The sequence below is a fragment of the Streptomyces sp. NPDC006326 genome, assembly GCF_040612915.1.
In the GTDB taxonomy this organism is placed as follows: domain Bacteria; phylum Actinomycetota; class Actinomycetes; order Streptomycetales; family Streptomycetaceae; genus Streptomyces.
In genome coordinates this window covers 34,632-55,267 of sequence record NZ_JBEXRC010000030.1, presented here as the reverse complement: position 1 = coordinate 55,267, position 20,636 = coordinate 34,632, and the positions used below count along the sequence as shown (strand labels likewise).

Sequence of the window (20,636 nt, the reverse complement as noted above, 5' to 3'; positions counted from 1 at the left end):
CCGACGTCGCCGGACCCGGAAAAGCCCGGAGGGGCGGTGCCCGGTGGCACCGCCCCTCCAGTGTGGAACCGGTGGAGCTACGGGAGGACCTTTTCGATCTGGACGCTGCCGGTGCCGGCGGCGGTGCCGCGGGCGTTGAGCAGGCTGACCTGGCCGAAGAACTGGCGGCCCTCGGGCGCCGCACTGTTCACCACGACGTTCGCCGAGACGTTCGCCGAGGCGCCGTTGGCGAGGTTCACCGCGGCGGCCTCGTCGACCTGGACGGAGCCCAGGGCCGAGGAGAAGTACACGTCGCGGTAGTCGTAGGTGGTGGAGCCGGACGGGACCGCGTAGCCGGTGACCACGAAGGTGTAGGTGCCGGCCGCCGGGTTCACCAGGCTCACGGCCTCCTCGGAGTCGCCGTCCGCGGAGGAGCCGACCTTCACGCCGTCCTTGAAGACGTCGAGGTCGAGGTCGGCGCCCGTGTCGGAGACCTTGCCTATGGCGACGTCCAGGCGGGAGACGCCCTCACCGATGGTGACGGTGGTCGTCTGGGTCTCGCCGTTGGCGATGGTCGGCTTGGCGACCTTCGCGGAGCCGAGCGGGCCGCCCTGGAGCTTGCCGCCGGAGATGGCCGCGGCCTCGTTCTTGACGGTCCACTGGACCGGGGCCGGGGTGCCCTGCTTCACCTCGGGCAGGACCTTGACCGCCGGGTCGAAGCCCGCGCCCAGGACGCTGACGTCCAGCTTGAACGGGTTGTCGAGCAGCGGGGAGGTACGGCGCGACTCGACCTCGATCTCCCAGACGCCCGGCTGCGGGTTCTCGTAGGACCGCAGGTCGGGGCGGCACTTGTTGGCCGGGTTGTCGTAGTTCGGGTAGCACTGGGTCGTCGCGCTGTCCTCGACGCCCACACCGTAGGGGTGGATCGAGATGAAGCGCGTCTGGCTGCCCGCCGCGAGACCGCCGAGGGCGACCTCAAGGGACTTCGCGCCCTGCGGCACGGTGACGAAGTACGACTTGTGGCTGTTGCGCTGCACGGAGGAGGTGTCCGACAGCGTGAAGGACGGCTTGGCCAGCGGGGCGGAGGCGACGACCGTGGCGAGGATCTGCTTGTCGATGCCCTCGGTGGTCTCGTCGTCGAGCTGGAGGATGCCGCTGTGGACGCCGGCCGACTTGACGTTGGCCTCGACCTTGATGGTGACGGGCTTGTTCAGCGGCAGGGTGACGTAGTCGTAGCCGCCGACGACCTTGAAGGTGCCGTCGTTGTTGCGCCAGCTCAGGTTGTGCCGGGTGCCGTACTTGACGCCCGTGGTGCGGGTCACGACGACGTCGTAGACCTTCTTCTGGCCGACCTTCAGGCCGCCCTCGCGGTCGTAGAGGCCGGTGCCGAAGCCCGGGGTCTTCAGGAACTGGTCGATCGCGGTGTCGACCGGCGCCTTGACGGTGAACTCGTTGGCCTTGGCACCGCGCTGGATGGACTCCCACGCGGCGTTGATGTTGATCAGGCCCGCGCCCTGGGCGTGCGCCGGGACGTCGTCGATCTTCTTCGCGGTGCTGGTGAGCGCCACGCGCAGGCTCGCCGGGGTCAGCGCGATCTTCTGCTGCTTGGCGGCCGAGATCAGCAGGGCGCTGGCGCCCGCCGCCTGCGGCGAGGACATCGAGGTGCCCTGCAGCATGGAGTAGCCGGCCGGCAGGTCGTAGCCGGCCTCCTTCACCGGCGAACCGGGCAGCCAGGTCTGCGTGGTGTTGATGGCCGCGCCGGGGGCGGTGATGGTCGGCGTGAAGCCGCCGTCCTCACGCGGACCGCGCGAGGAGAACGGGAACATGTTGTACTTCTTGGTCACGCCGGAGCCGTAGTTGGCGGCCCAGGTCTCCTTGGAGACCGCAGCGCCCACGGAGATGACCTTGTCCGCGAGACCGGGGTCGCCGATGGTGTTGACACCGGGGCCCTCGTTGCCCGCCGAGATGACGAGCTGGACACCGTAGGTGTCGATGAGGTTCTTGTAGAGCTCGGAGCGCGCGTTGTTGCCGTCGTTCAGCGCCGGCAGGCCGCCGATGGACATGTTGACGATGTCCACGCCGCGGTTCACGACGAGGTCGATCATGCCCTCGGTCAGCGCGATGTTGGTGCAGCCGCCCGCCCAGGAGCAGGCGCGCGAGGAGACGATCTTCGCGCCGGGCGCCTCGCCGTTCATCTTGCCGCCGAAGAGGCTGTTGGCGGCGGTGATGCCCGCGACGTGCGTGCCGTGCTCGGACTCGATGATGCCGATGTTGACGAAGTCGGCCTTCTTGCCGACCCAGTCCCCGCCCAGCGGGTCCATCGGGACGTCCTTGCGGATCTGGATCACGAACGGGATGCGCTCGGCGACGTCGGTCGCCGGGTTGTCCGTGCCGAAGTAGCCGATCTGGTAGCCGTCCTTGTACGGCTTCATCGGCTCGTTGTTCGTGAAGTCGCCGTCCTGGTCGGTGTCGACGCGGACGGTGCCGGCGGCCGGGTCGTAGAGCATGCCGAACCGGTCGGTGGTGTCGCCGTCCCGGTTGACGTCGCCCTTCATGTCACCGTTGGCGGTGATCGACTCGGTGAAGCGGCTCCACTGGAACGAGCCCTCCGGAGCCTTCCAGCTCTGGCCGCCCGCGGTGAAGGAGCCGCCGGTGGCGGTGACCGGGGTGATCTGGGCGCGCCAGGTGGCGTCGTTGTCCAGGATCGGGTCGGTCGCGGTGACCCAGTCGACGATCTTGCGCTCGCCGGTGGTGGTCTTCTGGAGCGCGGGGTGACCGAGGTCGACGCCGGAGTCCAGGATGCCGATGGTGACCCCGCGGCCGTCGGCCTGCGGGTTCTTGGCGACGAAGTCCACCGCACCGGTCTCGAAGGACGGGTTGTACGGGTTCTTCGCCGGGGTGTTCTTGTCCGGCCCGGGGTAGGCCTCGGAGGCCGTCTTCTGGACCGAGCCCGACTCCTTGCCCGCGTCGGGACGCGGGTCCGGCAGCTGGATCTCGTGCTTCAGGTCGATGCCGTGCACGGAGGACAGCTTGGCCGCGGCCTTGAGGGCGGCGTCCGCCTTGCCGGTGGGCAGGGTGGCGCGCACGTAGCCGAGCTTGTCGTTCGTCTGGCCGACCGAGGCGCCCTGGACCGAGCCGAGCTGGTCGGCGACCTGCTTGGTCTGGCCGGGGGCCGTGGCCATCATGACGGTGACGGTCGCGTCACCCTTGGCCTTGGCCTCCTGCAGCAGCTCGGCGTCGGCCGAACCGAGCTTCTGGTCCGCGGACTTGACCGCCGGGCCGGTGCCCGGGGTGCCCGCGCCGGTGCCGGTCGCCGCGAACACGGGCACGGCGCCCGCGGTCGCGAGTGCGGCGACCAGGCCGGCCGCGGCCGCGACGCGTGCGACGCGTCTGGCCCCGGATATGGAGCTGGGGGATTCGAGGGTCATCAGCATCCCTGGATAAGTGAAAGATACGGTCCGGATTTCGGTGCCGGATGACCGGTCAGCTTTGCGTACGTGACAGCTCTTTGGGGAGCCTTGTCATTGACCGAGACCTGCCATGGCGGACTCTCGCCAGCTCGGAGGAGCCGCCATCGGCGCCGTACCAGGGCATACCCCTACGAATCCCAGGGGTTGAAGAGTGGATTTGTAGACATCCCGACTGTATGGCGAGGGTGGGACCGCGTTCAGCCGAGGGCGGGGTGTGACAACTTTCGGCGTCTCAGCGCTCGCGCGTGCGCGCGTAGTGGCGCGAGGCCTTGGCCCGGTTCCCGCAGACGGCCATCGAGCACCAGCGCCGCGTGCCGTTGCGCGAGGTGTCGTGGAAGTGCAGCACGCAGGTCTCGGAGGCGCACGCGCGGATCCGGTCGGGAGAGGTGCGCAGCAGTTCGAGGTAGTCGCGGGCGGCCGTCCAGGCCGGCCCCCAGGACGGGTCGTCGAACTCGGCCCGCTCGCCCGGTCCTTCGGCGGTCAGTGTGGCCCGGATGCGGCCGTGCTCCAGTACGGCGTCGACCAGCGCCCGCGCGCTCTCGTCGGCCGGGTCGGCGACCGCCCGGGCCAGTGCCTCGCGGGCGGTCATCAGGTGGACCAGGGTCGCGGCGTCGGCCCGGAAGCGGTCGTCCAGCCCGGTGCTCCGCAGCCAGACGGCGAGTCCTTCGACCCGGCTCAGGCCGAACGCGCCGGCGAACAGGTCGGTGAGCTCGCCCTCGCGCATCCAGCGGGTGTTCAGCAGGTCGAGGGAGACCGGTTCCCCGGTCAGGGGTCGTGGGTCCGCCGTCGTCATGTCCGCCTCCCGCGTACTGCTAACCCCTCAAGAGTACGTGAGCGGTTGACGCCCTTCCTCTAACCTCTAATCTCGATTTAGCAGGTTAGAAACTCGGATTCCCGGGGCTCGTCCACCGGGGAAGGGACCGTCATGACGACCGCCATCAGCACGCTCCGCACCAGCCACGTGGGCCTCAACGTCACCGACCTGGACCGCTCGCTCGCCTTCTACCGCGACGCGCTCGGCTTCGCCCTCCTCGGCGAGGGCAAGGAGGACGGCCGCCGCTTCGCCTTCCTCGGGCACGAGGGGGAACTCGTCCTCACGCTGTGGCAGCAGGCCGACGGCGCGTACGTCCCCGCCGCGGCGGGACTGCACCACCTGGCGCTGGCCGCCGACACGATCGAGCAGGTACGGGAGTACGAGGCGCGCCTGCGCGAGCTCGGCACGGACTTCGCCTACGAGGGCGTCGTGGCGCACGGCGAGGGCAGGGCCTCGGGCGGGATCTTCTTCCACGACCCCGACGGCACCCGCCTGGAGATCTCCGTACCGGCCGGCGCCGAGAACGCGCCCGCCCCCACCGCGGGGGCTCCGACCTGCGGATTCTTCTAATGCCCGGCCCGTACCACCAGGGCTCGCTGGACGTGCAGGAGCGGGTCGGCGTACGCGGGGCCGCCGAGCACGCCGGCCGGTCGATCGGAGCCGGCATCCGCGAGGTCGCCGCGGCCTTCCTGGAGCAGCAGCCGCACCTGGTCGTCGGCGCCGCCGACCCCGCGGGGGCCCTGTGGGCCTCCCTGCTCACCGGTGCGCCCGGGTTCGTACGGGCCACCGGTCCGCACCGGATCGCCGTCGCCGGCGGTCTGCCGGCCGGTGATCCGCTCGCCGGGGCGCTGGCGACCGCCGGCACCCGCGTCGGGACGATCGCCCTGGACCCGCGCACCCGGCGCCGGATGCGGCTCAACGGGACCCTGGAGGTGACCGGGAGCGGCTTCGCGGTCGAGGCCGAGCAGGTCTTCTCCAACTGCCCGAAGTACCTCCAGAAGCGGCAGCCGCTGGAGCGGGTCGCCGAAGGCCCCGGCGTCGTGCGGCGCGGGCGCTCCCTCACCCCCGCCCAGGAGCGGGCCGTCCGCCGCGCCGACACCTTCTTCGTGGCGACCACCGCCGAGGACGGGGCCGACGCGAGCCACCGGGGCGGTTTCCCGGGCTTCGTGGAGGTGCTGTCGCCGGTCGAGCTGGCCTGGCCGGACTACCCGGGCAACTCCATGTTCCTGACCCTGGGGAACCTGGCGGCCGATCCGCGGGCCGGGCTGCTCTTCCCCGACTGGGAGGGCGGGTCGGTGCTCCAGCTCAGCGGGCGGGCCCGGACCGAGTTCGCGGCGGACGGGGCGCGCAGGGTCCGCTTCACCGTGGCGTCGGTGGTGGAGGGCCTGCACCCCGGGCGGCTGCGCTGGAGTGCGCCGGAGTACTCCCCGGCCAACCCGGCGCTCCCACCTCACCGGGGGAGCACCACCAGGTAGGCGGCGGGTTCGCGGTCGCCGGACGCCGTCAGGGCGGTCCGGACGACCGCGGCCTGCTGCTCGGGCCAGTCGCGGAGCTTGCGCGGGGTGATGTGGATGACGGTCACCCCGAGCCGCTCCAGGGTCTCCCGCTTGCGCACCGCCTCCGACCACTGCTCGTCCTCGCCCTGCCGGGGGGCGCGGGTGTCGATCTCCACGGCCACCGCCTGCTCCGGCCAGTACGCGTCGACCCCGCCGAGGTGCGGACCGCCGGGAATCCGCAGGTCCACGTTCCAGACCGGCTCGGGCAGTTCGAAGCCCCGTACGAGCTGGTAGAGGCGGTCCTCGGCGATGGCCCGGCCCTCGGCGAGCAGGGACTCGACCGCGTCCACGACGTGCGGCCGGTTCAGCAGCCGGGCCACCGTCAACTCCCGCACGATCGCGGCCGGTTCGCAGTGTCCGCCGCGGACGGCCTCGCTGAGCAGCCGGCGTACGGTCCCGGCGTCGGAGAGCTGCGTGACGGCGTCGGCCACGGCCCGCGCCACCGGGGCCACCGGCAGCCCGGTCACCTGCTGCGGGAGGGGCGGGGTGTGCGACCGGACGATGCGCACGCTGCCGACGGAGCGCAGCCGGCGGGTGTGCGGGACCAGGACGTCGATCTGTGCGAGGCCGAGCAGGGCGGGCGCGGAGCCGAACCGGTACAGGGCCAGGGCCGCCAGCCCGGTGATCATGACCTCGCCGCCGCGGCGGCCCGCGTACAGCAGGGCGGCGTGCAGCCGCTCCTCGCTGGTGGCCGCGCCGGGGTGGAGCAGGAACACCCCCGGCAGGATCTCCTGCCAGGGCCGCCCCGCGGCGTCGGAGGCCGTGACGCCGTGCTCGCGCAGCTGCGCCAGGGTCATCACCCGGGGGCGGTTGGCGGTGAGGTGGGCGAGGGGGAGGGGTGCGTTGTGGTTCATGACGCGGAGATTCCCGCCCGCCCCGGCCCCGCTAACCCCTGTTACGTTCCCGTCGACAAATCCGGACAAGCCAGGGCTAAAGTACGGGCGTTCGACTGCCGATGAACTGCGCCGCCGCCCAGGACCGCCGCCCAGGACCGCCGCCCAGGACCGCCGCTCAGGATTGCTGGGCAGGGCCCTCTCCCCGCCCTGGCCACCCCGGGGGCGGACAGGGCGGGAAGGAGCCGTCGGCCCTACCCCGCGGCCGCGTCGCAGGCCTGGGCGCGCAGGGCCCGGGCCAGGTCGTCGCGGGCCTCCAGCACGAGGCGGCGCAGGGCCGGGGCGGCCGAGGCGTGGGCCGCCAGCCAGGCGTCCGTGGCCTCCAGGGTGGCCCGGTCGTCCTGCAGCGCCGGGTACAGCCCGCGCACCACGTGCATGCCGATCTGGATCGAACGCTCCGCCCAGATCCGCTCGATCACCTCGAAGTAGCGCTGCGTGTAAGGAGCCAGCAGGGCCCGCTGCGAGGACTGCTGCATCCCCGCGATCGTCGCCTCCACCAGCGCGTTCGACAGGGCGTCCGACTCGACCACCGCCGCCCACGCCTGGTCCTTGACCGCCGCCGACGGCCGCGCCGCCAGGCACCGCACCTGGTGGCGCTTGCCCGAGGCCGTGTCGTCCCGCGCCAGTTCCGCCGACAGCACGGACTCGTCGACCGCGCCTTGCGCGGCCAGCGGCAGCAGGAAGTCCCAGCGCAGCTCCTGGTCCACCTCCAGGCCGTCGATCCGCGCCGAACCGTCCAGCAGGCCCAGCAGCAGCTGGAAGTCGCCCTCCGTCGCCGCGCCCGCCGCGAAGAAGCGCGCCCAGGTCAGCTGGTGCTCCGAGCCCGGCTCCGCCCGGCGCAGCTCCTGCAGCGCGCCCGCCGCCAGCGCCTTGCCGCCCTGCTCGCGCCACCCGGGCGCCGCGTAGTGGGTGACTGCGGTCAGCGCCTGGGAGTGCAGCATCTGCAGCACGCCCACGTCGCTCTCCCGGCCCGCGTGGGCGAGCACGAGGGAGACGAAGTCGCGCGCAGGCATCAGCCCGTCCCGCGTCAGGTTCCACAGCGCCGACCAGCACAGCGCCCGCGCCAGCGGGTCCGTGAGCTCGCCCAGGTGCGCCCGCAGCGTCTCCAGGGAGGCCTCGTCGAAGCGGACCTTGCAGTAGGTGAGGTCCTCGTCGTTGACCAGCACCAGGTCGGGCCGCTCCTGCCCGGCCAGTTCCGCCACGACCGTCCGTACGCCGGCCACGTCCGCCTCGGCCCGCGCGTAGCGCACCAGCGCGCCGGACTCCCGCCGGTACAGGCCGACCGCCACCCGGTGGGGGCGCAGCTCTTCGCCGTCCTGGAGCACCGCCAGCTCGGTCACCCGGCCGCCCGCGTCGTAGGTCACCACCGGCGTCAGCACGTTCACCCCGGCTGTCTGCAGCCAGGCCCGCGACCACTCGGCCATGTCCCGGCCGGAGACGTCCCCGAGGACCGACAGCAGGTCGTCCAGCGTCGTGTTCCCGTACGCGTTGGCCTTGAAGTAGCGCCGCGCGCCCTCCAGGAAGGCGTCCCGGCCCACGTACGCGACGAGCTGCTTGAGCACCGCCGCGCCCTTGGCGTAGGTGATCCCGTCGAAGTTCAGCTTGGCGTCCTCCAGGTCACGGATGTCGGCCGTGACCGGGTGCGTGGACGGCAGCTGGTCGGCGCGGTAGGCCCAGGCCTTGCGGCTGTTGGCGAAGGTCACCCACGCCTGGTCGAAGCGGGTCGCCTCCACCTGCGAGAAGGAGCCCATGAAGTCCGCGAAGGACTCCTTCAGCCACAGGTCGTCCCACCACTTCATGGTGACGAGGTCGCCGAACCACATGTGGGCCATCTCGTGGAGGATCGTGTTGCAGCGCCGCTCGTACGCCGCCCGTGTCACCTTCCCCCGGAAGATGTACTCCTCGCGGAAGGTCACCATCCCCGGGTTCTCCATCGCGCCGAGGTTGTACTCGGGCACGAACGCCTGGTCGTACTTGCCGAAGGGGTACGGGTAGTCGAAGTGCTCGTGGAAGAAGTCGAAGCCCTGCTTGGTGACCAGGAAGACGTCGTCCGCGTCGAAGTGCTTGGCCAGCCCCTTGCGGCACATCGCGCCCAGCGGGATCACCAGGTCCCCGCGCGTGTAGGTGTCGGTCACGTAGTGGTACGGGCCGGCCACCACGCAGGTGATGTACGTCGAGATCGGCGCGGTCTCGGCGAACCGCCAGACCCCGCCCTCCCGGGACTCCTCCGCGCCGTTGCTCCACACCTGCCAGCCCTCGGGCGCGGTCACCTCGAAGCGGTACGGGGCCTTCAGGTCGGGCTGCTCGAAGTTCGCGTACACCCGCCGGGCGTCCGCGGGCTCGTACTGCGTGTAGAGGTAGACCTCGCCGTCCTCCGGGTCCACGAAGCGGTGCAGACCTTCACCCGTACGGCTGTACGCGCAGTTCGCGTCCACCACCAGGACGTTCTCGGAGGCCAGCCCCTCCAGGGCGATCCGCGCCCCGTCGAAGACGGCGGCCGGGTCCAGTGCGCGGCCGTTGAGGACGACGGAGTTGACGGCAGGGGCGATCAGGTCCGCGAAGGTGGCGGAGCCGGGGGTGGCGGCCCGGAAGCGGATCGTCGTCACCGAACGGAAGGTCCGCGGGCCCTCGGCCGGTTCGGCCTCGTCCACGGCGGACCTCAGGTCGAGGACCACGTCGTACCCGTCGACGGACAACAGCTCCGCCCGCTCGCGGGCCTCGTCACGGGACAGATTCTCTCCGGGCACGTGCACTCCTTCGTGCGTGTTCGCTATACCTGATCGAATCCTCCCACGGGGGAATGCGCACGCCCCCGGCCTGGTTGGCGAGGGGGAACACGACCTGATGCCTTATGCGATGCGATTCGAGGAGAGACATGTCCGACACCCAGGTGCGAGAGAAGACCCCGGTCGATTTCTGGTTCGACCCGCTCTGCCCCTGGGCCTGGATGACCTCCCGCTGGATGCTGGAGGTCGAGAAGGTCCGTGACGTCGAGGTCCGCTGGCACGTGATGAGCCTCGCCGTGCTGAACGAGAACAAGCTCGACGAGCTGCCCGAGCGCTACCGCGAGCTGCTCGGCCCCAAGGGCTGGGCCCCGGTGCGCGTCGTGATCGCCGCCCAGCAGAAGCACGGTGACGAGGTCACGGGCAAGCTCTACACCGCGCTCGGCACCCGCATCCACAACCAGGACCTCGGCAACACCCGCGAGGTCATCGCCGCCGCGCTGGAGGAGGTCGGCCTCCCGGCGGAGCTGATCGCCTACGCCGACTCCGACGAGTACGACGAGGTGCTGCGCGCCTCCCACAACAACGGCATCGACCGCGTCGGCCAGGAGGTCGGCACCCCGGTGATCTCCGTGCCCGGCGCCGACGGCGCCGACGTGGCCTTCTTCGGGCCGGTCGTCACGCCCACCCCGCGCGGCGAGGCCGCCGCCCGGCTGTGGGACGGCACCCTGCTCGTCGCCTCCACCCCCGGCTTCTACGAGATCAAGCGCAGCCGGACCGCGGGGCCGAGCTTCGAGTAGCAGTCGGCGCAGTCGGCGCAGCACACGGAAGACCCCCGCGATTCATGTCATCGCGGGGGTCTTCCGCTGTGCACGTCCGCCGGTGAAAGGTGAGAAGACGATCACGAGGCGGACGGGTCCGGGGTGGTGATCAGCCCTTGGCGGGGATCAGCAGCGGGGTGTTCGCCTTGGCGTCGGCGTAGCGCTTGGCCACGTCCTGCCAGTTGACGACGTTCCACATCGCCTCGATGAAGTCCACCTTCTGGTTCTTGTACTGGAGGTAGAAGGCGTGCTCCCAGGCGTCGAAGACCAGGATGGGGGTGCTGGCGGCGCCCACGTTGCCCTGGTGATCGTAGATCTGCTCGACGATCAGGCGCCCGCTGACCGGCTCGTAGGCGAGCACGCCCCAGCCCGAGCCCTGGGTGGCGGAGGAGGCGAAGGTCAGCTGCTTCTTGAACTTCGCGAAGGAGCCGAAGGACTCGTCGATGGCGCCGGCCAGCTCGCCGAGGCCGTCCGCCGCCGTCGGCTCGCCGCCGCCCTCGCCGGTCTTCGGGCTGGCCATGTTGTGCCAGTAGATGCTGTGCAGGATGTGACCGGAGAGGTGGAACGCGAGGTTCTTCTCCAGGCCGTTGAGGGCGGCCCAGTTCTCCTTGTCGCGCGCCTCCTCCAGCTGCTCCAGCGTGGAGTTGGCGCCCGCGACGTAGGCCGCGTGGTGCTTGTCGTGGTGCAGCTCGATGATCTGCGGGTTGATCACCGGCTCCAGCGCCGCGTAGTCGTACGGAAGCTCGGGAAGCGTGTAGATGGCCATGCGTGTGTCCGGTCCCCTCGGCGTGCCGACTTCTTATTGCAAGTTATGCGCAACTGCACGCTAGCAGTATGTATTCCCTTGAGGGTGTCCGGGGTGCTCCGCCGCTCCGTACGGGTCGGTGTCGTTCCGTCAGGCCCGGCCCGTCAGGCCCCGGCCGGTAAAGGCCGGCCCGTCAGGCCCGGCGCTCGCGAACCTCCCGCACCCACGCCACCACCAGCACCACGGCCGCCGCTCCCGAGGACCACAGCAGCTGCGGCCGCGCCGAGTCGTCGAACAGCATCAGGACGAACACCGCGCCCATGCCGAGCAGCGCCGCCCACGTCAGGTACGGGAAGCACCACATCCGCAGCGTCAGCCGCTCCGGCATGTCCCGCTCCAGCCGCCCGCGCAGCCTCAGCTGGGAGACCGCGATCAGCGCCCACACGAACAGCAGTACCGCACCGACGGCGTTCAGCATGTAGAGGAAGACCGTGTCCGGCCACAGCAGGTTCAGCACCACCGACACGAACCCGAAGGCCACCGAGGCGAACACGGCCCGGCGCGGCACCCCGCCGCCCGACACCTTCAGCAGCGCCTCGGGGGCCTCCCCCCGCTCGGCCAGCGAGAACACCATGCGCGAGGACCCGTACAGATTGGCGTTCAGTGCCGACAGCAGCGCCACGAAGACCACGATGTTCATGATCTGGCCGGCCGCCGGGATGCCGATGGAGTCGAGCACCGCGACGTACGGGCTCTGACCCGGCTTCAGCGAGTCCCACGGCAGCAGGGTGACGATGACGACCATCGAGCCGACGTAGAAGAAGAGGATCCGCCACACGGCGCTGCGCACCGCGCGGGCCACCGAGCGCGCCGGGTCGTCCGACTCGGCCGCCGCGATCGTGACGACCTCCAGACCGCCGAAGGCGAAGACGACGGCGAGCATGCCCGCGATGACGCCCCCGGCGCCCTTCGGGAAGAAACCGCCGTGGCCGTTCAGGTTGGCGGTGCCGACGGGGTCGGTGGCGGGGAGCAGGCCGAAGACGGCGAGGGTGCCGAGGATCAGGAAGAGCACGATCGCGCCGACCTTGAGGGCGGCGAACCAGAACTCGAACTCGCCGAAGTTCTTCACGGCGGCCAGGTTGGTCACGGTGAAGACCACCATGAAGACCAGCACCCAGACCCACTGGTCCACCGACGGCAGCCAGCCGTTCGCGATCTTCGCGGCGCCGGTCGCCTCCACGGCGAGCACCACGACCAGCAGGAACCAGTACAGCCAGCCCGCCGAGAAACCGGCCCAGCGGCCCAGCGCCCGCTCCGCGTACACGGAGAAGGAACCGGACGCGGGCATCGCCGCGGACATCTCCCCGAGCATCCGCATCACCAGCATGGCGAGGGCTCCCGCCAGCAGGTACGAGCAGATGATCGCGGGCCCGGCGATGCCGATGCCCGCTCCGGAGCCGACGAACAGCCCGGCGCCGATCACGCCGCCGAGGCCCAGCATGGTCAGGTGGCGCTGCTTGAGGCTGTGGCTCAAAGGTTCCGCGGGCAGGTCCTGCCCGGTCGCAGGGGTGTCGGACAAGCGGTCGCGCATGAGTGGATGCTCGTGTCTCTCGTGCTCGATGCGGCGGTGGGGGCTCCGCAGTGCGGGTACCCCCGGCAGCCGGGGCCGGGGGATTGGCGGGAACCTACAGTCTCGCCGGGCGGAGCCCGTCCGCGCAAAACGGACGTGTGGTTGGATCTGGCTCGTGATGCGTATCACTACAACGCGGGTGTGTACCCGGCTCTTTGTGCACTCCCCACCAAACCGGGGAGCAGGGCTTTGTCCCGGGCGGCGGTGGGGCCGCGGCGGACCGCGCACTAGCGTCGGTGATCGTCCCGTCCCCCTCATCCCGCGGAGCCCTTGATGAGCACTGCTTCCGTCTCTTTCCGCCCCGGCGCCGTCCTCGCGGACCTGCTGCCCGCGAGCCGGGTGCGCGACATCGCGCTCGTCGTCGGCGGAGCCGCCCTCACCGGTCTGGCCGCGCAGCTCTCCGTACCCGTTCCCGGCTCGCCGGTCCCGGTCACCGGCCAGACCTTCGCCGCGCTGCTCGTCGGCACCGCGCTCGGCGCCGGACGGGGCTTCCTCTCGCTCGCCCTGTACGCCCTGGCCGGCATGGCCGGCATGCCGTGGTTCGCGAACGGCACCTCCGGTGCGGGCGGCGCCTCCTTCGGCTACGTCCTCGGCATGCTGCTCGCCGCCACCGTCGTGGGCGCCCTGGCCCGGCGCGGCGCCGACCGCTCGGTGCTGCGCACGGCGGGCACGATGGCGCTCGGCTCCGCGATCATCTACGCGGTCGGCGTGCCGTACCTCGCCCTGGCCACCGGGATGTCCTTCGGCGCGGCCGTGGCGGCGGGCCTGACCCCGTTCCTCATCGGCGACGCCCTCAAGGCCGCCCTGGCGATGGGCCTGCTGCCCGCGGCGTGGAAGCTGGCCGGCCGCGGCTGAGGCGCTGCCCCGCACGGCAGCCCCCGACGGCACAGCAGCCCCGGACCGCGAGCGGCGGTCCGGGGCTGCTGCCGTACGTACGGGCGGAACCCTACGCGCGCTCGGCCGCCTTGCGGCGGACGTCGCGCACGACACCGATCACCAGCACGACCGCGGCGACCAGCAGGGACAGCATCACGGTCTCGCGGTTGTCCTTGTCGTAGACCATGTAACCGAGGACGAAGGTGATCATCGCGGCGGTGGCCCAGGTCAGATACGGGAAGAGCCACATCTTCACCGTCAGCTTCTCCGGCGCCTCGCGCACCAGGATCTTGCGCATCCGCAGCTGCGTCAGGCAGATCACCAGCCACACGAAGAGCGCGATCGCACCCGAGGAGTTCAGCAGGAAGCTGAAGACGGTGTCCTTGAAGGCGTAGTTGAAGTAGACGGCGATGAAGCCGAAGACCACGGAGCCCAGGATCGCGGCCGTCGGGACGCCCTTGGCGTTGACCTTGGCGAAGGACTTCGGGGCGTCACCGCGCTCGCCCAGCGAGAACGCCATGCGGGAAGCGGTGTACAGGCCCGAGTTCAGGCAGGACAGCACGGCCGTCAGGACGATCACGTTCATGATCTGACCGGCGTGCGCGATGCCGATGGAGTCCAGGGCGGCGACGTACGAGCCCTTCTTGACGATCGACGCGTCGTTCCACGGCAGCAGCGTGAGCACGATGAAGATCGAGCCCAGGTAGAAGACGCCGATGCGCCAGATCACCGAGTTGGTGGCCTTGGTCACCGCGCGGCGCGGGTCCTCCGACTCGCCGGCCGCCAGGGTGACGATCTCGCTGCCCATGAAGGAGAAGACGACCATCAGCACACCGGTGAGGATCGAGCCCCAGCCGTTCGGCATGAAGCCGCCGGTGTCGGTCAGGTGCGCGAAGCCCGCGCCCGGGTTGTCCGAGCCCGGCAGCACGCCGAAGACGGCGAGCATGCCGATCACCACGAAGGCGCCGATGGCGACGACCTTGATGCCGGCGAACCAGAACTCGAACTCGCCGTACGAGGAGACGGAGCCGAGGTTGGTGACGGTCAGGACCGCCATCACGATCAGCGCCCAGGCCCACTGCGGGACCGCCGGGACCCAGCCCTCCAGGATCACCGCACCGGCGGTGGCCTCCACGGCCAGCACGACGACCCAGAAGAACCAGTACAGCCAGCCGATGGAGAAGCCGGCCCAGCGGCCCAGCGCACGGTCGGCGTAGGCGGAGAACGAGCCCGAGTTGGGGCTGGCGGCCGCCATCTCGCCGAGCATCCGCATCACGAAGACGACCATCGCGCCGACGAGCGCGTAGGAGATCAGAATGGCGGGGCCGGTCTTGGCGATACCGCCGCCGGAGCCGACGAAGAGTCCGGCGCCGATGACACCGCCGATGGCGATCATGGACAGGTGGCGGTTCTTGAGACCGGCCTTGAGACCATCGGAGGGCGTGGCGTCACCGGGGTTACCGGACGGGTCGCCTGCCTTCTGAAGGGTCGTCGTGGTGCTCATGGACGAATCCTTAGGTTTCTCGGGTTACGAGTTGCGGCATTCAAACCCGAGATGAACGCGGGCGGAAGACCTCAATCCGGATCGTTGCCGGGGGGCGAAGGTCCGGGACCTTGGTCCCACGGTGTCTCATCTGCGCTCTTTGGGTTTACTTGAGCTTTAGAAGTGACTTACGCGACACCCACTGAGGGCCGGCGGAGCCGCTCGTGCCACACTCGTCCCATGCGCGTGTACCTCGGATCCGACCATGCCGGCTTTGAGCTCAAGAACCACCTCGTGGACTGGCTCAAGAACAACGGCCACGAGCCCGTCGACTGCGGGCCCCACATCTACGACGCCGTCGACGACTACCCGCCGTTCTGCCTGCGCGCCGCGGAGAAGACCGCCGCGGACGCCGACAGCCTCGGCATCGTGATCGGCGGCTCCGGCAACGGCGAGCAGATCGCCGCGAACAAGGTCAAGGGCGTCCGTGCCGTCCTGGCCTGGAGCGTCGAGACCGCGAAGCTCGGCCGTGAGCACAACAACGCCAACGTGATCTCCGTCGGCGGCCGGATGCACACCCAGGACGAGGCCACCTCCTTCATCGAGGCGTTCCTGGCGACCCCGTACTCCGGCGAGGAGCGCCACACCCGCCGCATCGACATGCTCTCGGCCTACGAGCAGACCGGCGAGCTCCCCCCGATCCCGGCCCACCACCCGCAGGACCAGTAGGACACCCCCGTGCCGCCGGCCCCCCGGGTCCGGCGGCACGCGCATGCCGGCTTCGAGGAGATGCGAGGAGAACAGCCGTGCCCGAGGGGCATACGATCCACCGCCTGGCGCAGGACCACCGCGACCGGTTCGCCGGCCGGCAGGTACGGGTCAGCAGCCCGCAGGGCCGCTTCGCCGAGAGCGCGGCGCTGCTCGACGGCCTCGTCCTCGACGGCGTGGACGCGCACGGCAAGCACCTCTTCCTCGGCTTCGAGGGCAGCGGCTGGATCCACATCCACCTCGGCCTGTTCGGCAAGTACGCCATCGGGACGGCCCCCGCGCCGCCGCCCACCGACACCGTCCGCCTGCGCATCGCCCACGACGGCCACTACTCCGACCTGCGGGGGCCGACCACCTGCGCCCTGATCACGGACGGCGAGAAGCAGGCGATAAGCGACAGGCTCGGCCCCGACCCGCTCAGGAAGGGCGACGACCCCGACCGCGCCTGGAAGCGGATCTCCCGCTCCCGGACCACCGTCGCCGCGCTGCTCATGGACCAGAAGATCGTCGCCGGCATCGGCAACGTCTACCGCGCCGAGGTCCTCTTCCGGCACGGCATCGACCCCTACCGCCTCGGCAAGGACCTCACCCGCGGCGAGTGGGACGCCATGTGGCTCGACCTCGCCGCCCTGATGCGCGAGGGCGTACGAAACAACCGGATCGACACCGTCCGCGACGAACACCTGCCCGAGGCCATGGGCCGCCCGCCCCGCGTCGACGACCACGGCGGCGAGGTGTACGTCTACCGCAGGGCCGACATGCCCTGCCACATCTGCGGGGGAGAGATCCGCACCGCCGGCCTGGCCGCCCGCAACCTCTTCTGGTGCCCCACCTGCCAGACGCGCTAGGACCAGCACCCGGAGCCGTGTTCGACGTGCCCGTGTTCGACGGTGATCTCAGGTGAGTCTCGGCTGAGGGGGTACCGCTGCGCGCTCACGGGCAGGATGGATAGGGTCCCGATGCAATGGCCGGAGCACGCACCGAGACGCTCACGGCCCGGGCGCGCATGCTGTCGGCCCGGGTCCGCACCAGCCTGCGCAAATCCGCCGTCGACTACTTCCGCGGCGACGCCTCGGACTGGCTCGCCTTCGGCGGGCTGCTGCTGACCGTTCCCGCCATCGCCTGCGGCACGCTCATGCTGCCGGTGTGGTTCTCGCCCTCCGCCCTCGTCCTGCCGATCGTCGCCGGCGGCCTGCTGCTGCGGCCCGCCAGCCTGCTCGGCCTGTACGCCGCCTCCGCCGCGGCCCTGATCGTCGAAGCCCTGGTCCTCGGCCCGTACACCCAGGGCCCGGCCCGGGTCACCCCCGGCACCGTCCTGGTCGTCGCCGCCTGCGGTTTCTTCGGGCTGGTGATCGCCCAGTTCCGCAGCCGCGTCGGCGTGCCCTGGCGCCGCGGCGGAACCATGCTCTTCGACCTGCGCGAACGCATCCGGGTCCAGAGCAAGCTGCCCGCCCTGCCCCGCGGCTGGCACCGCGAGATGGCCCTGCGCCCGGCCGGCGGCCAGTCCTTCTCCGGCGACTTCGTCGTCGCCGCCCGCACCCACGGCGGCCGGACACTGGAGGTGGTCCTGACCGACGTCTCCGGCAAGGGCATGGAGGCCGGCTCGCGGGCCCTCCTGCTGTCCGGCGCCTTCGGCGGGCTGCTCGGCGCACTGCCCCCCGAGGGCTTCCTGCCCGCCGCCAACGGCTACCTGCTCCGCCAGGACTGGGACGAGGGCTTCGCCACCTCCATCCACCTGGTCCTCGACCTGGACACCGGCGACTACGAACTGCTCTCCGCCGGACACCTCCCCGCCCTCCAGCTCTCCGCGGGAACCGGCCGCTGGCAGGAGGTGTCCGGCGAGGGACCGCTCCTCGGCGTCTACGACGGCGCCGCCTTCGAACCCGCCCGCGGCAACCTGCGCCGCGGGGACGTCCTCATGCTGTTCACCGACGGACTCGTCGAGACCGCCGACCGCGACATCAGCGAGGGCATCGACCGCCTCACCGGCGAAGCCGACCGCTACGTCGCCGCCGGCTGGGAGGGCGCCGCCTGGCACCTGATCGAAAAGGTGGCCAAGGACGTCAACGACGACCGGGCCCTCCTCCTGATCCGCCGCTCGCCCTGACCGCCGAGGAGGCGGGGCACCGGGCTCAGCGGGCGGTGACGCCGCTCCAGGGGCCGACCCCGAGCTTCCCGGTGCTTCCGAGGTCGATGGAGCGGGTGAGTTCCAGCGCCACCCGGGGCGCGCCGGGCCGCGGGACGACCTCCAGCACCCAGCCCTCGGCGGCAGGCCGCTCCGCATCGGTGACCAGGTTCCGCCACACGAGCCCCACCGACGCCGCCTGCCCCGGCCGGAGCACCACCTTGCCCGGCGGAGCGTCCAGGGCAGGGGCGCCCGTGGTGATGCCGCTCGACCCGTGCCCGACGGTCACCTCGACGGGCGTCCGGCTCCGGTCCAGCACCCGGATCTCCGGATAGCCCTCCAGCTCGTACGGCTGCGCCCCGCAGTTCACCAGCTGGACGTCCGCGACCCGCAGACCCATGGCGGCGTCGCCGGCTCCCTCGCGCAGCCGCACCCCGCCCTCGGGGCACGGCCCGTCCGGGGCCGCCGCGCTCGGCGGGGCGCCGCCGTACGGCAGGTGCGGCGGCACCGGCGCCGCAGTCCGGGCGGAGTCGGCCCCGGCCGTGGGACCGGGCGCCGCCCGGGGCGGTGGCGGGGTGCCGCACCCCGCCACGAGCCCCGCCGCCACTACCCCGCCGAGCACGCCTGCCACCCACCGCTTCCCGTTCATCCCCCGACCCTACGACGGCGCGCCCGCCCAAGGCCCGTGTGCGGGGCGGGACTTCGGACCGTGGGCGTGAGCCCGGGGGCGTGGGCGGGGCGTGGGCGTGGACCGGGGGACTGGCCGCGGGCCGGGGGCGTCCGGTGGCCGGGGCCGTGCGGGTGGCGCCGGGCCACTTGGCGCGGATTGGCCCGCCCGCCGACGGCGGCCTGCTCCCTACCGTGCCCTCATGCACCCTGCCCTCGCCGCCGACCTCGCCCGCCTCCCCGAGCTCCTCGCCGCCACCCACCGCGCCGCCGCCGAGACCCTGGCGACCCTGGACTCCCGTCCGGTCGTACCGCCCGCGGAGCCGGAAGGGCGCCACGAGCCCCTCCCCGCGCACCCCGCGGGCACGGCCTCCGCCCTCGCCGCCTTCCAGCACCGCTGGGCCCCCCGCCTGTCGGCCTCCGCCGGCCCCCGCTACCTCGGCTTCGTCACCGGCGGCGCCACCCCCGCCGCCCTCGCCGGCGACTGGCTGACCGCCGTCCACGACCAGAACTCCAACTCCGCCCTCGACGGCGCCGGCCAGGCCCTCGAACGCGAGACCGTCGGCTGGCTCCGCGAGCTCTTCCACCTCGGCCCCGCCCACAACGGCACCTTCGTCAGCGGCGCCACCATGTCCAACACCACCGGCCTCGCCATCGCCCGCGAATGGCTCGGCGAACGCCTCGGTGTCTCCCCGGCCGAGGACGGCGCGGCAGCGCTCGGCCCGGTCCGCGTCCTCTCCGGCGCCCCGCACTCCTCCATCGCCAAGGCGCTCTCCGTCCTCGGACTCGGCCGCAACTCCCTCGTGGCCGTCCCCACCCTCCCCGGCCGCGAGGCCGTGGACCCCGCCGCCCTCGACCGGGCGCTCGCCGACACCCCCGGCCCCGCCGTGGTCGTGGCCAACGCGGGCACCGTCAACACCGTCGACTTCGACGACCTCCACGCCGTCGCCGCCCTCAAGGACCGCCACGACTTCTGGCTGCACACCGACGCCGCCTTCGGTGCCTTCGCCGCGCTCTCCCCGGCCCGGGCGCACCTCGCCGCCGGACTCGACGCCTCCGACTCCCTCTGCATCGACCTGCACAAGTGGCTGAACGTGCCCTACGACAGCGCCGTCCAGTTCACCCGCCGCCGCGATCTGCAGGCCCGTGTCTTCCAGAACGCCGCCGCCTACCTCGGCCCCCTCGGCGACCACCCCGACCTGGTCCACCTCACCCCCGAGAACTCCCACCGGCTGCGCGCCCTCGCCGCCTGGTTCACGCTCCGCGCGTACGGCCGCGAAGGCCACCGGGAGATCGTCGAACGCGACATCGCCTGCGCCGAGGCCCTCGGCGCCGCCCTCGACAAGGACCCCGCCTTCCGCCTGCTCGCCCCGGTCCGCCTGAACGTCGTCTGCTTCACCCTCGCCGCCCAGCCCACCGAGGCCCGCCTCACGGCCCTGCGCGAGGCGGTCCGGCCGGAGGTCTTCGTCACCCCCACCGTCCACGCGGGAACCCCGGCCCTGCGCGCCGCGTTCTCCAACTGGCGTACCACCGAGTCCGATGTGCGCCGGGCCGCCGAGGCCCTGCGTACGGCAGCGAGGGAGATCGCATGACGAGCCGGCCCCTGACCCTCCTGGAGGTCGAAGCCCTGGCCCGCGCCGCGCACGAGGGCCAGACCGACAAGGCCGGCCGGCCGTACGCGGAGCACCTGGCGGCCGTGGCCGAGGGCGTCCGCGCCCGCGGCGGCAGCCCCGACCAGCAGGCGGCGGCCTGGCTGCACGACGCCGTGGAGGACGACGCCCTGTCCCGCGCGTGGCTGGACTCCGCCGCCCTCCCGCAGCCGGTGAAGGACATGGTCCTCGCGGTCACCAAGCGCCCGGGCGAACCGCTGGAGGAGTACACGGCCCGGATCCTCGCCACCCCCGGCGCCCTCCTGGTCAAGGAGGCCGACCTCGCGCACAACGCGGATCCGGCACGGCTGTCCGTTCTGGACGGGCCCACGCGCGAGCGGCTGTCCGCGAAGTACGCGTATGTCCGCTCCCTCCTCGGCCTCACCACCCCGTGAGCGGCGCCGCACTCCCGAAATGTGCCGCCGGCACGCCCGGTTG

Annotated in this window: 17 protein-coding genes; 9 read left to right on the top strand and 8 right to left on the bottom strand. The window is 71.8% G+C overall.

The annotated features are described in order from the left end of the window. Window positions 1–77: 77 nt before the first annotated feature. A complete protein-coding gene (locus ABZ128_RS22760) occupies window positions 78–3,407 on the bottom strand; it encodes a S8 family serine peptidase (protein WP_356850607.1) in 3,330 nt (1,109 codons plus the stop codon). 274 nt (window positions 3,408–3,681) lie between these two features. Continuing rightward, window positions 3,682–4,242: a CGNR zinc finger domain-containing protein gene (locus ABZ128_RS22755; protein WP_356850606.1), complete on the bottom strand. Its 561-nt coding sequence runs from the start codon at window positions 4,240–4,242 to the stop codon at window positions 3,682–3,684. Between the two features lie 132 nt (window positions 4,243–4,374). On the opposite strand from ABZ128_RS22755, the gene ABZ128_RS22750 reads away from it, so the two are divergent. Further along, window positions 4,375–4,833: a VOC family protein gene (locus ABZ128_RS22750; RefSeq protein ID WP_356850605.1), complete on the top strand. Its 459-nt coding sequence runs from the start codon at window positions 4,375–4,377 to the stop codon at window positions 4,831–4,833. Next, entirely contained in the window at window positions 4,833–5,738 is a 906-nt protein-coding gene (locus ABZ128_RS22745; RefSeq protein ID WP_356850604.1) for a pyridoxamine 5'-phosphate oxidase family protein, read from the top strand. Before ABZ128_RS22750 ends, ABZ128_RS22745 begins: the two co-directional genes overlap by 1 nt. On the opposite strand, the gene ABZ128_RS22740 is transcribed toward ABZ128_RS22745, so the two are convergent. Beyond that, the gene (locus ABZ128_RS22740; protein ID WP_356850603.1) at window positions 5,714–6,673 is read right to left on the bottom strand and encodes a hypothetical protein; all 960 of its coding nucleotides are present in this window, start codon (window positions 6,671–6,673) and stop codon (window positions 5,714–5,716) included. The two genes, ABZ128_RS22745 and ABZ128_RS22740, sit on opposite strands and share 25 nt — an antisense overlap. A 233-nt stretch (window positions 6,674–6,906) precedes the next feature. Continuing rightward, window positions 6,907–9,459 (bottom strand): aminopeptidase N, encoded by a 2,553-nt coding sequence (gene pepN / locus ABZ128_RS22735; protein ID WP_356850602.1) that lies wholly within the window; start codon window positions 9,457–9,459, stop codon window positions 6,907–6,909. A gap of 128 nt (window positions 9,460–9,587) precedes the next feature. Here pepN and ABZ128_RS22730 point away from each other — a divergent pair, with 128 nt between their 5' ends. Further along, window positions 9,588–10,235, top strand: coding sequence for a DsbA family protein (locus tag ABZ128_RS22730; protein ID WP_356850601.1), 648 nt, complete (start codon window positions 9,588–9,590; stop codon window positions 10,233–10,235). Window positions 10,236–10,365: 130 nt separating this feature from the next. Here ABZ128_RS22730 and ABZ128_RS22725 read toward each other — a convergent pair whose 3' ends face one another. Together ABZ128_RS22725 and ABZ128_RS22720 are read right to left on the bottom strand one after the other, a co-directional pair. Continuing rightward, window positions 10,366–11,022 carry a superoxide dismutase gene (locus ABZ128_RS22725; RefSeq protein ID WP_356850600.1) on the bottom strand — a complete coding sequence of 219 codons (657 nt, stop codon included), beginning with the start codon at window positions 11,020–11,022 and terminating at the stop codon, window positions 10,366–10,368. A gap of 172 nt (window positions 11,023–11,194) precedes the next feature. Further along, entirely contained in the window at window positions 11,195–12,592 is a 1,398-nt protein-coding gene (locus tag ABZ128_RS22720) for an amino acid permease (RefSeq protein WP_356850599.1), read from the bottom strand. A gap of 312 nt (window positions 12,593–12,904) precedes the next feature. On the opposite strand from ABZ128_RS22720, the gene ABZ128_RS22715 reads away from it, so the two are divergent. Then, window positions 12,905–13,486: a biotin transporter BioY gene (locus ABZ128_RS22715; RefSeq protein ID WP_356850598.1), complete on the top strand. Its 582-nt coding sequence runs from the start codon at window positions 12,905–12,907 to the stop codon at window positions 13,484–13,486. Between the two features lie 91 nt (window positions 13,487–13,577). Here the strand turns inward: ABZ128_RS22715 and ABZ128_RS22710 are convergent, their stop codons facing one another. Then, window positions 13,578–15,011: an amino acid permease gene (locus tag ABZ128_RS22710; protein ID WP_356850597.1), complete on the bottom strand. Its 1,434-nt coding sequence runs from the start codon at window positions 15,009–15,011 to the stop codon at window positions 13,578–13,580. Window positions 15,012–15,230: 219 nt separating this feature from the next. On the opposite strand from ABZ128_RS22710, the gene ABZ128_RS22705 reads away from it, so the two are divergent. From ABZ128_RS22705 to ABZ128_RS22695, 3 genes are all read left to right on the top strand, one after another. Further along, window positions 15,231–15,719: a ribose-5-phosphate isomerase gene (locus ABZ128_RS22705; protein WP_356850596.1), complete on the top strand. Its 489-nt coding sequence runs from the start codon at window positions 15,231–15,233 to the stop codon at window positions 15,717–15,719. Window positions 15,720–15,796: 77 nt separating this feature from the next. After that, complete coding sequence (locus ABZ128_RS22700; protein ID WP_356850595.1) at window positions 15,797–16,606, top strand: DNA-formamidopyrimidine glycosylase family protein; 810 nt, start codon at window positions 15,797–15,799, stop codon at window positions 16,604–16,606. 116 nt (window positions 16,607–16,722) lie between these two features. Continuing rightward, window positions 16,723–17,865, top strand: coding sequence for a PP2C family protein-serine/threonine phosphatase (locus tag ABZ128_RS22695; protein WP_356850594.1), 1,143 nt, complete (start codon window positions 16,723–16,725; stop codon window positions 17,863–17,865). Window positions 17,866–17,890: 25 nt separating this feature from the next. On the opposite strand, the gene ABZ128_RS22690 is transcribed toward ABZ128_RS22695, so the two are convergent. Beyond that, entirely contained in the window at window positions 17,891–18,532 is a 642-nt protein-coding gene (locus ABZ128_RS22690) for a DUF4232 domain-containing protein (protein WP_356850593.1), read from the bottom strand. A gap of 220 nt (window positions 18,533–18,752) precedes the next feature. On the opposite strand from ABZ128_RS22690, the gene ABZ128_RS22685 reads away from it, so the two are divergent. Then, entirely contained in the window at window positions 18,753–20,141 is a 1,389-nt protein-coding gene (locus ABZ128_RS22685) for a pyridoxal-dependent decarboxylase (RefSeq protein WP_356850592.1), read from the top strand. Beyond that, window positions 20,138–20,593, top strand: a complete 456-nt coding sequence (locus ABZ128_RS22680) for an HD domain-containing protein (protein WP_356850591.1) — start codon at window positions 20,138–20,140, stop codon at window positions 20,591–20,593. The genes ABZ128_RS22685 and ABZ128_RS22680 overlap by 4 nt, the downstream gene beginning before the upstream one ends. Window positions 20,594–20,636 lie beyond the last annotated feature (43 nt).

Coding starts and splice junctions, on each gene's coding strand:
- ABZ128_RS22760 (WP_356850607.1), bottom strand. CDS start 3,407: ATGACCCTCGAATCCCCCAGCTCCATATCCGGGGCCAGACGCGTCGCA.
- ABZ128_RS22755 (WP_356850606.1), bottom strand. CDS start 4,242: ATGACGACGGCGGACCCACGACCCCTGACCGGGGAACCGGTCTCCCTC.
- ABZ128_RS22750 (WP_356850605.1), top strand. CDS start 4,375: ATGACGACCGCCATCAGCACGCTCCGCACCAGCCACGTGGGCCTCAAC.
- ABZ128_RS22745 (WP_356850604.1), top strand. CDS start 4,833: ATGCCCGGCCCGTACCACCAGGGCTCGCTGGACGTGCAGGAGCGGGTC.
- ABZ128_RS22740 (WP_356850603.1), bottom strand. CDS start 6,673: ATGAACCACAACGCACCCCTCCCCCTCGCCCACCTCACCGCCAACCGC.
- ABZ128_RS22730 (WP_356850601.1), top strand. CDS start 9,588: ATGTCCGACACCCAGGTGCGAGAGAAGACCCCGGTCGATTTCTGGTTC.
- ABZ128_RS22725 (WP_356850600.1), bottom strand. CDS start 11,022: ATGGCCATCTACACGCTTCCCGAGCTTCCGTACGACTACGCGGCGCTG.
- ABZ128_RS22720 (WP_356850599.1), bottom strand. CDS start 12,592: ATGCGCGACCGCTTGTCCGACACCCCTGCGACCGGGCAGGACCTGCCC.
- ABZ128_RS22715 (WP_356850598.1), top strand. CDS start 12,905: ATGAGCACTGCTTCCGTCTCTTTCCGCCCCGGCGCCGTCCTCGCGGAC.
- ABZ128_RS22710 (WP_356850597.1), bottom strand. CDS start 15,011: ATGAGCACCACGACGACCCTTCAGAAGGCAGGCGACCCGTCCGGTAAC.
- ABZ128_RS22705 (WP_356850596.1), top strand. CDS start 15,231: ATGCGCGTGTACCTCGGATCCGACCATGCCGGCTTTGAGCTCAAGAAC.
- ABZ128_RS22695 (WP_356850594.1), top strand. CDS start 16,723: ATGGCCGGAGCACGCACCGAGACGCTCACGGCCCGGGCGCGCATGCTG.
- ABZ128_RS22690 (WP_356850593.1), bottom strand. CDS start 18,532: ATGAACGGGAAGCGGTGGGTGGCAGGCGTGCTCGGCGGGGTAGTGGCG.
- ABZ128_RS22685 (WP_356850592.1), top strand. CDS start 18,753: ATGCACCCTGCCCTCGCCGCCGACCTCGCCCGCCTCCCCGAGCTCCTC.
- ABZ128_RS22680 (WP_356850591.1), top strand. CDS start 20,138: ATGACGAGCCGGCCCCTGACCCTCCTGGAGGTCGAAGCCCTGGCCCGC.